This is a genomic window from Streptomyces sp. NPDC046727 (assembly GCF_040645635.1).
GTDB lineage: Bacteria > Actinomycetota > Actinomycetes > Streptomycetales > Streptomycetaceae > Streptomyces.
In genome coordinates this window covers 152,859-163,697 of the sequence record NZ_JBEYYR010000006.1, presented here as the reverse complement: position 1 = coordinate 163,697, position 10,839 = coordinate 152,859, and the positions used below count along the sequence as shown (strand labels likewise).

The 10,839-nt window shown below is 71.0% G+C and carries 12 protein-coding genes; 8 read left to right on the top strand and 4 right to left on the bottom strand.

The features are described 5' to 3' along the window. The first annotated feature begins 64 nt into the window (after positions 1 to 64). On the top strand, positions 65 to 922 hold the full coding sequence (locus tag ABZ937_RS09700; RefSeq protein WP_361688177.1) for a hypothetical protein: 858 nt from the start codon (positions 65 to 67) through the stop codon (positions 920 to 922). 35 nt (positions 923 to 957) lie between these two features. On the opposite strand, the gene ABZ937_RS09695 is transcribed toward ABZ937_RS09700, so the two are convergent. Next, positions 958 to 1,500, bottom strand: coding sequence for an NUDIX hydrolase (locus tag ABZ937_RS09695; protein WP_361688174.1), 543 nt, complete (start codon positions 1,498 to 1,500; stop codon positions 958 to 960). Positions 1,501 to 1,590: 90 nt separating this feature from the next. Between ABZ937_RS09695 and ABZ937_RS09690 the strand changes: the two genes are divergently transcribed. From ABZ937_RS09690 to ABZ937_RS09675, 4 genes are all read left to right on the top strand, one after another. After that, positions 1,591 to 1,824, top strand: a complete 234-nt coding sequence (locus ABZ937_RS09690; RefSeq protein WP_361688171.1) for a hypothetical protein — start codon at positions 1,591 to 1,593, stop codon at positions 1,822 to 1,824. A gap of 231 nt (positions 1,825 to 2,055) precedes the next feature. Beyond that, entirely contained in the window at positions 2,056 to 3,384 is a 1,329-nt protein-coding gene (locus ABZ937_RS09685; protein ID WP_361688168.1) for a S8 family serine peptidase, read from the top strand. Beyond that, the gene (locus tag ABZ937_RS09680) at positions 3,381 to 3,641 is read left to right on the top strand and encodes a hypothetical protein (protein WP_361688165.1); all 261 of its coding nucleotides are present in this window, start codon (positions 3,381 to 3,383) and stop codon (positions 3,639 to 3,641) included. Before ABZ937_RS09685 ends, ABZ937_RS09680 begins: the two co-directional genes overlap by 4 nt. Before the next feature lie 93 nt (positions 3,642 to 3,734). Continuing rightward, entirely contained in the window at positions 3,735 to 4,040 is a 306-nt protein-coding gene (locus tag ABZ937_RS09675; protein WP_361688162.1) for a hypothetical protein, read from the top strand. A gap of 14 nt (positions 4,041 to 4,054) precedes the next feature. Here the strand turns inward: ABZ937_RS09675 and ABZ937_RS09670 are convergent, their stop codons facing one another. Further along, complete coding sequence (locus ABZ937_RS09670; protein WP_361688159.1) at positions 4,055 to 5,005, bottom strand: helix-turn-helix domain-containing protein; 951 nt, start codon at positions 5,003 to 5,005, stop codon at positions 4,055 to 4,057. A 153-nt stretch (positions 5,006 to 5,158) separates the two neighbouring features. Between ABZ937_RS09670 and ABZ937_RS09665 the strand changes: the two genes are divergently transcribed. Then, positions 5,159 to 5,644, top strand: coding sequence for a hypothetical protein (locus ABZ937_RS09665; protein WP_361688156.1), 486 nt, complete (start codon positions 5,159 to 5,161; stop codon positions 5,642 to 5,644). 26 nt (positions 5,645 to 5,670) lie between these two features. Here the strand turns inward: ABZ937_RS09665 and ABZ937_RS09660 are convergent, their stop codons facing one another. Together ABZ937_RS09660 and ABZ937_RS09655 are read right to left on the bottom strand one after the other, a co-directional pair. Continuing rightward, positions 5,671 to 7,209, bottom strand: coding sequence for an MFS transporter (locus tag ABZ937_RS09660; protein WP_361688153.1), 1,539 nt, complete (start codon positions 7,207 to 7,209; stop codon positions 5,671 to 5,673). A 118-nt stretch (positions 7,210 to 7,327) separates the two neighbouring features. Beyond that, the gene (locus ABZ937_RS09655) at positions 7,328 to 8,641 is read right to left on the bottom strand and encodes a DUF445 domain-containing protein (protein WP_361688151.1); all 1,314 of its coding nucleotides are present in this window, start codon (positions 8,639 to 8,641) and stop codon (positions 7,328 to 7,330) included. A 196-nt stretch (positions 8,642 to 8,837) separates the two neighbouring features. On the opposite strand from ABZ937_RS09655, the gene ABZ937_RS09650 reads away from it, so the two are divergent. Both ABZ937_RS09650 and rdgB read left to right on the top strand, forming a co-directional pair. Then, positions 8,838 to 10,169 carry an SGNH/GDSL hydrolase family protein gene (locus ABZ937_RS09650; protein WP_361688148.1) on the top strand — a complete coding sequence of 444 codons (1,332 nt, stop codon included), beginning with the start codon at positions 8,838 to 8,840 and terminating at the stop codon, positions 10,167 to 10,169. 26 nt (positions 10,170 to 10,195) lie between these two features. Beyond that, complete coding sequence (gene rdgB, locus ABZ937_RS09645) at positions 10,196 to 10,798, top strand: RdgB/HAM1 family non-canonical purine NTP pyrophosphatase (protein ID WP_361688145.1); 603 nt, start codon at positions 10,196 to 10,198, stop codon at positions 10,796 to 10,798. The last annotated feature ends 41 nt before the right edge of the window (positions 10,799 to 10,839 follow it).

Genomic DNA, 10,839 nt, shown 5'->3' with positions numbered 1-10,839 from the left:
CCCCGCCGAACCATCGTTCGGGACATCAAGGAAGACAGAGCAGACCACCTGCTACGGTCGATCCATGCCCCTCTCCGTGTCCACGGCGCGTGCTGTAGACCTGCGGACCGAGCCAGTTGATCAAGTTCTCGGCCATGTGGAGCGGTCGCTTCGGACTCGCATGGACCGGGACACAGTGGTGCGCAAGCGCCGCACGGTCGGTGCACGGACCGACCGCGGCACGTGGGTTCGTATCGAACGGCGGTCACTCGACAGGATCGGTGTCCAGGGCTGGAACGGCAGCGAGTGCGCCGCTCGTCTGGAAGGCGTCACACAACCGGCATGGCTCGGATGCCTCGTCTGGCGCGACGCGGACGAGCCCGTGATGTGGCGGGCCGACGAGACAGAGCTCCTGCCGGGGAGACCCGTCGGAACCGCCGTTCCGGGTGACGACCCGAGACTGCCGGACGAGTGGTGGCAAGCACTCAACGCCTCGCTGGACGCCCTCACCTCGCAGGAGACAAGGCGGGTGGCCACGCCGGACACCGTCACCATCACCCAGGACCACGTCACCGAGTCCATCCGCAGCGTCTTCCGCGATGACTTCGATACGACCGTCGAGCACTGGCTGCCGGCCCACGCCGACCTCAACTGGGCGAACATGACGGCGCCGGTCTTCAGCCTCTTCGACTGGGAGGACTGGGGGAACGCACCGCAGGGACTGGACTCCGCCTCGCTGTGGGCAAGCTCCCTGGCCGTCCCGGCTCTTGCCGATCGCGTACGGCGAGAGCGGCGGGCCGACTTCGGAAGCCGGGACGGCAAGCTGATGACCCTGTTCGTGTGCTCGAAGATCCTTGGGCCGCACTCGCATCCCGAGGATCCCCGGCTCGGCCCCGCGCGCCGGATGGCAGAGAAGACCATCGAGGAACTTCGGTCCGGCTGACCGCGCCTCACGCCGGCACGGGGCAAGGTCGATGCCTACACCCAGGTGTAGTTCTCGTCGGTGACGGCGTCCAGTGCGGCATCACCGACGGCGGCTCGGGGGTCGGGCAGTGCCGCCAGGGGGGAACCGACGGGCGGGAAGACGGGCAGTTCGGCGACCTTGCGGTAGTTGATCCACTCGATGATTCCGACCTCGTGGCTGCCGTCGGGGAGTTCGTCCAGCTCCTGCTCGGCGAGGGTTGCGCGGATCTCGGGAGTGATGTGGAGGCGGTAGATCAGGTGGATTTTCCGCGGTGGCGGGGTGGGCCCGGGGCGGGTGACTCGTTGGTCGACGACCCACAGGAGATCACCGCCGTCGGCCTGGTCGATGTCCAGGTTCAGTTCCTCGGCGAGTTCCCGTGCCAGGGCCTGACGGAAGTCCTCGCCGTCCTCCACGTTGCCGCCGGGCGGGGTGTAGTGAATGGATCCGGCGCGGTCACGGCGGATGAGGGCGACCTCGTTGCCGCAGAAGACAAGGGCCCCGGCTCGGACCTTGATGCGAGAGAAAGCTGCTGCCGGCGTGTCGGGAGTGCTGGTCATGGCGGCCAGTATCGCGGGGAGCAAGGTCATAGCGTCAGCCATCAGCTGAGCAGCGCCCTCTGTCGTAGGGCCGGGAAAACGGAGGTTGTCATGGCCGGACTCGTCTACTTCAAGAAGGAATCCATGCACGCCGGATTCGTTCGCTACCGCTTCGGGGCCGACCCATCCGAGATGGATCGGCGGCTCGTTCTGAACACCGTCACATGTGCGTCGGAACCGGTCGACGGGCACGTCGACTATCTGTTTCTCAAGGCCTCGCGGAAGATCAGTTCGTTGTACGAGGAGAGGGGGAGCTGGCCCGAGCGAGGGATGAGTGCCAGCTGATGTCGGGGGAGAGTGCCGGTGGTGGTGAGGCCCGAGTTGCGGGCTCCCCGTCCCCGGGGTCACGGTGGATGAGGGGTGGTCAGGGGCATCGCGTTCGTACTCGGTGGAGCCATCCGATTGTTGAATCGTTGAGTTGAGCCTGGCCGGGCGTCGGCGCATGTCCGTGTTCTGGAGATGCACGGCTACGACGTTCTGAAGCGCACAGCACGCGGCGCGGAAGCGGAGAAGGCAATGGCGGACAACATCGGGACGCGTCTCGGCGGTGAGCCCCCGGAGCGGGCAGGTGGCGGAATGGAGCCGGGCGCGGAGTACACCGGACGGTACGTGGTTCTGCTGGACCAGACGGACCCCGAGCGCGGAATGAACGCGCTGCGTTCCTCGGCCGGTGTCGCCGTCGCCGAACGGGTCAGCGGGGCCAGGCCCGAGAGCATGATGGAAGGGCTCGGGCGCCCCGACGTCTCGGTGGTCTTCGACGAGATCGGCGTCGCGGTCGTCGACGCGCAGCCGGATCAGCGGCACGCGCTGGTGACCACCGCCGAGGCGGAGCCCACGATCCTCGCGGCCGAACCGGAGCGCTATGTGTACGCCTCCGTGATCACCGAGGCCCAGCAGACGCTGACCGGGTTCTTCCCCGCCTACCGCAGCGACGAGGAAGCACTCAGCCACTTCACCGAGGCGCAAGTCGCCGCCCATCTGGGCCCCGCCTGGGACTCGTCGAACACGACGTGGGGCCTCCAGGCCATCCGCGCCAACCTGACCACGCTGACCGGGCAGGGCACGAAGATCGCCGTTCTGGACACCGGCGTCGACACCGACCATCCCGACCTGGCCGGGTGCCTGGAGGACACCGCTTCCTTCGTCCTCGGCGAGAGCGTCGAGGACGTCCACGGGCACGGCACGCACTGCATCGGAACGGTGGCCGGTCCGGCGAGCCCCGCCGAGGGACCCCGCTACGGCGTCGCCGTGCAGGCACGGATCCTCGCGGGCAAGGTCCTCGGCCGCTCCGGCAGCGGCACCGACGGCCAGATCCTCGCGGGCATCAACTGGGCGGTCGCGCACGGGGCACGGGTGATCTCCATGTCGCTCGGCGCACGGGTGATGCCCACGGAGCTGTACCCGCAGACGTACGAGCAGGTGGCCCAGCGCGCCCTCCAGCGCGGCACCGTCATCGTCGCCGCGGCCGGCAACGGCAGCCGCCGGCCCTGGAACGTCCTGCCGGTCGAGCGTCCGGCCAACTGCCCGTCCATCCTCGCCGTGGCCGCCGTGGGCAAGGATCTGTCGACGGCCCGGTTCTCCTGCTGCGCCTTCAACCTGCAGGGCGGCGAGGTCAACATCGCCGCGCCCGGTGTCGACGTGTACTCGGCCGCCCCGAACGGCGAGTACGCGACCATGAGCGGCACCAGCATGGCCACCCCGCACGTCGCCGGCGCGCTGGCCCTCATCTCCCAGGCGAACCCCGACGCCTCGGCGGCCGACCTCAAGTCCCGGCTGATGTCCGGCGCGTACCCGCTGCCGCAACCCGTCGAGGACGTCGGCGCGGGTCTGCTCCAGGTCCCGTGAGCCGGACGCCCGGAGCGGCGGAGCCGGCCGGGGTCGTCGGGGTGATTCTCTCCGTCGACCCCGACCGGTTCGCCGACGTGGTCGAAGCCGCCCGGCGCAGCGGGCTGACCGTCACCGGTGAGCAGCCGCTGATCGGTTCGCTGGCGGGCACGATCGCCGCCGACCGGATCCCGGAACTGGCGGGCCTCGACGGTGTCGAAGCCGTCGACCGCGAGCGCACGTATCAGCTCCCGCCCCCGGATTCCCCTCTCCAGTGACCCGGACCCCGGAACTTGACACACCCCGACTCAAGCTCGGTCCGCCGGCCGGCCTCGGCGTTAGCCTCAGGACGCAGACACGAGGAGGCAGGCATGGCGAAGATTCCCAGCTCGGCCATCGCGGCGACCGGGCTCGTCGGCGGCTATGGCGTCGCCCGCTGGACCAAGAAGCGGCAGCTCGGCGGGGTCGTCCTGGCGGCGGCCGGGGCCGCCGCCGCGCAGCGGTGGCGGGCGCAGGCCGGCGGCAAGGCCGCGGGCGCGCTGAGTGCCGCGTACGTCGCCGCGTTCGCCGGGTCCCACCCGCTGGCCAAGAAGATCGGCGCCTGGCCGTCCGTCCTCGGTGTCGCCGGCGCCGTCGCCCTCGCCTCCTGGGCCGTCGCCGACCGCCGGGCCGCCTGAGCCCGACCCGCCCGCTACGACACCCCCGCCCGGAACGCCCTCCGGTACGCCTGCGGGCTCGTCCCCGCCACCCGGCGGAAGCGCTCCCGGAACGCCGTCGGCGAGCCGAAACCCGTCTGTACGGCGATCCGTTCGACAGGGTGGTCCGTGGTCTCCAGCAGGTACTGGGCGCGCCGCACCCGCGCCCGGTGCAGCCACTGCAGTGGTGTCGTGCCGGTCTGCTCGCGGAAGCGGCGGTTGAGGGTGCGGGTGCTCATGCCGGCCTTCGCCGCGACCTCGTCCAGCGTCAGATTCTGGTCGCAGTGGTCCTCCAGCCACGCCAGCAGAGGCTCCAGGGTGGTGCCGGCCGGGGCCGGCGGCAGGTCGTGGACGATGAACTGGGCCTGCCCGCCCTCCCGTTCCAGCGGCATGACCGACATCCGGGCCGCGTGCGCGGCGACCGCCGAGCCGAAGTCCTTGCGGATCATGTGCAGGCACATGTCCATGGCCGCGGCGGCGCCCGCCGACGTCAGGAACTGGCCGTTGTCCACGTACAGCACGTTCGGGTCCACCGTCACCTCCGGGTGACGCCGGGCCAGGTCCGGGGCGGCGATCCAGTGCGTCGTGGCCCGCAGGCCGTCCAGCAGGCCCGTCGCCGCGAAGAGGAACGCGCCCACGCAGATCGACGCGATCCGGGTACCGTTCGCCGCCGCCGCGCGCAGGGCTTCCGCCACCCCGGGCGGCAGCGCCGCCGGAGGTTCGGCCACCCCGGGCAGGATGATCGTGTCGGCCTCCGCCAGCGCCTCCAGACCGTACGGCGCCCGCACCGTGAAGGCGCCCGCGCTCACCTCCTCCCGCACCGAGCACACCCGCACCCGGTACGGCTCCCGGCCGTCCGGCAGTCTCGCCCAGCCGAACGTGTCGATGGGAGCGGAGAGGTCGAAGGGGATGACGCCGTCCAGCGCCAGCACGGCCACGGTATGCATGGCGGGAATCTAGCTCTACGGCGGGTCCTCGCCAACCGTGCCGCAGTGGGGAAACGGGTCTCCCAGCCGCTGCCACACCGGGTGGCGGGAATCCGTCGGATACTGGCAATCTCGCCACTGGTGTCGGGATCGCGGCGCCCCTAGCGTCCCTCCGTGACCAAGTTCCTCCTCGCCGTCCACGTCATCGCCGCGATCCTCGCCATCGGGCCCGTCGCCGTCGCCGCCAGCATGTTCCCGCCCGCCGCACGCCGGGCACTGGCCGCCGGACCCGCTGGAACCGACGGCCCCGGCGCCGCCGGACCCGACGACTCCGATGCCACCGGGACACTCCGGCTGCTGCACCGGATCTGCCAGGTGTACGCCGTCGTCGGCGTCGTCGTCCCCGTCTTCGGGTTCGCCACCGCCGGCCAGATGGGCGTACTCGGCAGCGCCTGGCTGATCGTGTCGATAGCGCTCACCGCGCTCGCCGCCCTCGTCCTCGCCGCACTCGTGCTGCCCGCCCAGACCGCGTTCGTCGAGGGGACGGCGGGGCCCGGGCTGACCGCACGGCTCGCGATGTCCACCGGCGTCTTCAACCTGCTGTGGGCCGCCGTGACGGTCCTGATGATCGTGCGCCCCGGATCCACCACCGGGGCATGAGCGAGGTCACCCAGGCGTACGCGAGGTCACGGCCTGCTCGCCGCCGGCGGCGCCGTGGGACCACGGCCCTCGGTACCCGGCCGGCCGCCCGACGCCGCCGCCTTCGCCCGGTCGGCCACCGCCGTCAGCGGGCGGGCGATGTCCTCCAGGGAGCGGCGCTCCGCCTTCACCGCCAGGGCCGCCGCGACCAGACCGGCCGCACACATCAACGCCGCGCCGATGCAGAAGGCGAGGACCGTGTCGCCGACCCTGCCGGTGCCCGTGAGGTCGGCGAACAACAGCGGACCGCTGATACCGCCGGCCGCCGTGCCCAGGGCGTAGAAGAAGGCGATGGACATCGCCCTCGTCTCCATCGGGAAGATCTCGGACACGGTCAGATAGGCACTGGAGGCGCCCGCCGAAGCGAAGAACAGCACCGCGCACCAACAGGCCGTCAGCGTGCCCGCGCCCAGCACACCCCGGCCGAACAGCCACGCCGTACCGAAGAGCAGCAGGCCCGAGAGCAGATACGTGGACGCGATCATCACGCGCCGGCCCACCGTGTCGAACAGCTTCCCGAGCAGCAGCGGGCCACAGAAGTTGCCGACCGCGATCACCGCGAAGTAGTAGCCGGTACGGTCCGCGGGCACGTCGTAGAACCTGGTCAGGATCGCGCCGAAGCCGAAGGTGATCGCGTTGTACAGGAACGCCTGGCCGATGAAGAGGGAGAAGCCCAGCACCGCCCGCCTGCGGTACCGCCCGAAGACCGTACGGGCGATCTCCGTGAACGTCACGCTCCTTCGCTGCCGTATCTCCAGCTCGCCGCGCGCCTCGGGCAGCCGTACGCCCTTCTCCGCCTCCACCCGGCGTTCGATGCCGGAGACGATCTCCTCCGCCTCCCGGTCCCGGCCGTGGATCAGCAGCCAGCGCGGACTCTCCGGGACATGCCGCCGTACCAGCAGGATGACCAGGGCCAGGAAGGCGCCGAGGGCGAAGGTGAGACGCCAGCCGACGTTCCTGGCCAGCAGGCCGGTGTCGAGCGCGACGATCGACAGCAGGGAGCCGCCGACCGCGCCCAGCCAGAAACTGCCGTTGATGACGAGATCGACCCGGCCCCGGTAGTCCGCCGGGATCAGCTCGTCGATCGCGGAGTTGATCGCCGCGTACTCACCGCCGATACCGAAACCGGTCAGGAAGCGGAAGAGGAAGAACCACCAGGCCTCCCAGGACACCGCCGTCAGGGCCGTCGCCGCCAGATACACCGCCAGCGTGATCATGAAAAGTTTCTTGCGGCCGAAGCGGTCGGTCAGCCGGCCCCAGAACAGGGCACCCGAGCACGCACCCGCCACATACAGCGCCGCGGCCACACCCGTGACCTGCCCGGAAGTGATCGACAGACCACTGCCGGGCTCCGACAGCCGGCCGGCGATATTGCCGACGACCGTGACCTCCAGGCCGTCCAGGATCCACACGGTGCCCAGACCGATGACGATCGTCCAGTGCCAGCGGGACCACGGAAGGCGGTCGAGCCGGGCAGGGACGGCGGTGACGACGGTCCGGCCGGTCGAGGCCTCGACTGCGCGCATGGGCTCCCTCCTCAGCGAGGAACGGGTCACCGGGTGCCCTGACCTGACCGGAGCAGTCCGGCCCGGCCCCGGCCCGCCGCAAACGACCGAAACCAGCCGGTCGGGCCCTGCTCGCCGGTCAGACCCCGAGCCCCCGCGACACCGTATGGATCAGCAGCCCCGCCAGGGACCCCACCACCGTGCCATTGATCCGGATGAACTGCAGATCGCGGCCGATGTGCGCCTCGATCTTCCGGGTGGTGTGCTCGGCGTCCCAGCCCGCCACGGTGTCCGTGATCAGCGAAGTGATCTCCGCGCGGTACGTCGTCACGACATGCACCGCCGCACCCTCCACCCAGCTGTCGACCTTCTCCTGCACCTTCGGCTCGGTCGCCATCCGCGAGCCCAGCGACAGCAACGCCGCCCGCACCCGCAACCGCAGCTCACTGCGCTCGTCCTCGGCCGCCGCCACGATCATCGACCGTACGGCCGTCCACGCGGACGCGATCAGATCCTGCACCTCACCGCGGCCCAGCACCTCACCCTTGAGCCGCTCCACCCGCGCCCGCGTGTCCGTGTCGGACTGCAGATCGGACGCGAAGTCGGTCAGGAAGCGGTCCAGCGCACCGCGCGCCGGATGCGCCGGCATGTCCCGCATCTCGGTGACGAACCGCAACAGCTCCTTGTACACCCGCTCGCCGACCTTCCGGTCCACGAACCGCGGGGTCCAGCCGGGCGCACCACCCTCCACGGCCACCATCACATCGTCCCGGTGCAGCACCAGCCAGTCGTGCGCGCGGGCCACCACCAGGTCCACCACCCGCCGGTGCCCCCCGTCGGCGACGATCTTCTCCAGCGTCTTCCCGAGGCCCGGCGCGATCTCCTGGACGTTCGCCCGCCGCGTGATCGCCTCACCGACGACCGCCTGCACATCCGAGTCACGCAGCACGGTCAGCGCCCCGCGCAGGGCGGTGGCCAGCTCCGCCGTCACCCGGTCCGCGTGCTCCGGCTCGGCCAGCCAGGCCCCGAGCCGGCTGCCGATACCGACCGCGCGCAACCGCTGCCGTACGACGTCCGCGGAGAGGAAGTTCTCCCCGACGAACTCGCCCAGCGAGACGCCCAGCTGATCCTTCTTCGTCGGGATGATCGCGGTGTGCGGGATCGGCAGGCCCAGCGGATGCCGGAAGAGAGCCGTGACCGCGAACCAGTCGGCGAGCGCGCCCACCATGCCCGCCTCGGCCGCCGCCGCCACATAGTCCGCCCACTCCCCGGCCCCCGCGTTCCCGACCGCCTTCGCCACGACGTAGACCACCGCCACGAACAGCAGCAGGCCCGTCGCCGTGAGCTTCATCCGCCGCACCCCGCGCCGACGCTCCTCGTCGGCCGGGGTGAACGCCGTCATCGTCCGGTACGACGCCACCCGTGCCGGTGTTCCCGTCTCGGTAGGTTCCATCAGCTCCACCCGTTCGGTGATCCCGCACACAATTGTCCCTTCCTGACCGACTCCCGGAACGGAACAGGAGTTCCCGGCGTCTGTCTGAACGGGAGCAGTGGCAGGGTCCTGTCAGATCTCCCCGGCCCATGACGCATCATGGACGCAGCAAGATCGGAGCCTCGGGCTCCCATCTCCCGAGGAGAACAACACAAGCGTGACCAAGCGTCATGGTTACGGGGTGCTCGGTGCGCTGGTCGCCCTGGTCATCCTGCTGTCCGCCGCCATATACATCACCGTGGCCGCCGACGACGGAACCCCCCGCGGCACCCTCGCCGACACCCGCCCGCACCGCGGCTCCGCCGCCCCCGCCTCCACCGGCACCTGGGTCGGCGCCTGGGCCACCGCCCCCGTCGGCGGCGAACCCGGCACCGAGACACAGGGCCTCGCCGGCCACTCGGTCCGCAACGTGGTCCATACCACCGCCGGCGGCACCAGCGCCCGCGTCACGCTGTCCAACCTCTACGGCCAGTCACCCCTCACCCTCACCCACGCCACCGTCGCCCTCTCCACCGGCGACGGCACCGCCGCCGCCGACGCGGAAACGATGCGCCGCCTCACCTTCAACGGCAGCACCAGCGTGGTCATACCCGCCGGCGGACAGACGGTCAGCGACGCCGTACGCCTGACCATCCCGCACGACACCGACGTCCTCGTCACCACCTACTCCCCCACCCCCTCCGGCCCGGTCACCTACCACCCCCACGCCCGGCAGACGTCGTACGTCGCCACCGGCGACCGCACCGAGGACACCACCGGCGGCCCGTACACCGAACAGACCCCGTACTGGCGCTACCTGACAGCCCTTGACGTCCTCAGCAACGAAGCCGCCGGCACCGTCGTCGTCTTCGGCGACTCCATCACCGACGGCATCACGTCCACCGTCGGCGCCAACCACCGCTGGCCCGACATCCTCTCCGGCCGCCTGCGCAGCGCCCTCGAAAGCGGCCAGCAACTGCCCCGCTACAGCGTCGTCAACGAAGGCATCAGCGGCAACCAGGTCCTCGCCGACGGACTCGGCCGACCCGCCGAGAACCAGAGCGGCCTCGGCCGCTTCGGCCGCGACGCACTCGCCCGCACCGGCACCAAGGTCGTCGTCATCGACCTCGGCGTGAACGACATCCTGCGCAACCGCCGGCTCGCCGACCCCCACCGCATCACCACCGGCCTGCGCACCCTCGTCCGCCAGGCACACGCCCGCGGCCTCAAGGTCATCGGCGCCACCCTGATGCCCTTCAACGGCCACCGCGGCTACACCCCACAGCGGGAAGCCGTACGCCAGCAGGTCAACGCGGACATCCGGGCCGGCGGGATCTACGACGCCGTCGTCGACTTCGACAAGGCCCTCCGCGACCCCTACGACCCACGCCGACTGCGCCCCGAATACGACTCCGGCGACCACCTGCACCCCAGCGACCTGGGCTACCGCACCATGGCCCAGACCTTCGACCTGCGCACACTGACCGGCGCGGGCCAGACGGAGCTGTAGCCGCGCGGCGAGGAATACTGACGGACATGACCCGCCTGATCCTCGCCACCCGCAACACCGGAAAGATCACCGAACTGAGGGCGATCCTCGCCGAAGCAGGACTCCCGCACGAACTGATCGGCGCCGACGCCTACCCCGACATCCCCGACGTCAAGGAAACCGGCGTCACCTTCGCCGAGAACGCCCTCCTCAAGGCCCACGCCCTCGCCCGGGCCACCGGCCTTCCCGCCGTCGCCGACGACTCCGGCCTCTGCGTCGACGTCCTGGGCGGCGCCCCCGGCATCTTCTCCGCCCGCTGGGCCGGCCGCCACGGCGACGACAAAGCCAACCTGGACCTGCTGCTGGCCCAGCTCTCGGACATCGCGGACGAACACCGCGGCGCCCACTTCGCCTGCGCGGCGGCCCTCGCCCTGCCGGACGGGCGGGAGAGGGTGGTCGAGGGCCGGCTGCTGGGCGCCCTGCGGCACGCCCCCGCCGGCACGAACGGCTTCGGCTACGACCCGATCCTCCAGCCGGAGGGCGAGACGCGCACGTGCGCCGAGCTGAGCGCGGAGGAGAAGAACGCGATCAGCCACCGGGGGAAGGCGTTCCGGGCACTGGTGCCGGTGGTGCGGGAGCTGCTGGGCTGAGAGTCGCAGAGGGGCCGCCCGGATGGACGGCCCCTCTGTAT

What these genes read in the sequence shown, in the direction of transcription:
- ABZ937_RS09670 (WP_361688159.1), bottom strand. Translation starts at nt 5,005, where the DNA reads ATGCATACCGTGGCCGTGCTGGCGCTGGACGGCGTCATCCCCTTCGAC.
- rdgB (WP_361688145.1), top strand. Translation starts at nt 10,196, where the DNA reads ATGACCCGCCTGATCCTCGCCACCCGCAACACCGGAAAGATCACCGAA.
- ABZ937_RS09700 (WP_361688177.1), top strand. Translation starts at nt 65, where the DNA reads ATGCCCCTCTCCGTGTCCACGGCGCGTGCTGTAGACCTGCGGACCGAG.
- ABZ937_RS09685 (WP_361688168.1), top strand. Translation starts at nt 2,056, where the DNA reads ATGGCGGACAACATCGGGACGCGTCTCGGCGGTGAGCCCCCGGAGCGG.
- ABZ937_RS09660 (WP_361688153.1), bottom strand. Translation starts at nt 7,209, where the DNA reads ATGCGCGCAGTCGAGGCCTCGACCGGCCGGACCGTCGTCACCGCCGTC.
- ABZ937_RS09675 (WP_361688162.1), top strand. Translation starts at nt 3,735, where the DNA reads ATGGCGAAGATTCCCAGCTCGGCCATCGCGGCGACCGGGCTCGTCGGC.
- ABZ937_RS09695 (WP_361688174.1), bottom strand. Translation starts at nt 1,500, where the DNA reads ATGACCAGCACTCCCGACACGCCGGCAGCAGCTTTCTCTCGCATCAAG.
- ABZ937_RS09655 (WP_361688151.1), bottom strand. Translation starts at nt 8,641, where the DNA reads ATGGAACCTACCGAGACGGGAACACCGGCACGGGTGGCGTCGTACCGG.
- ABZ937_RS09690 (WP_361688171.1), top strand. Translation starts at nt 1,591, where the DNA reads ATGGCCGGACTCGTCTACTTCAAGAAGGAATCCATGCACGCCGGATTC.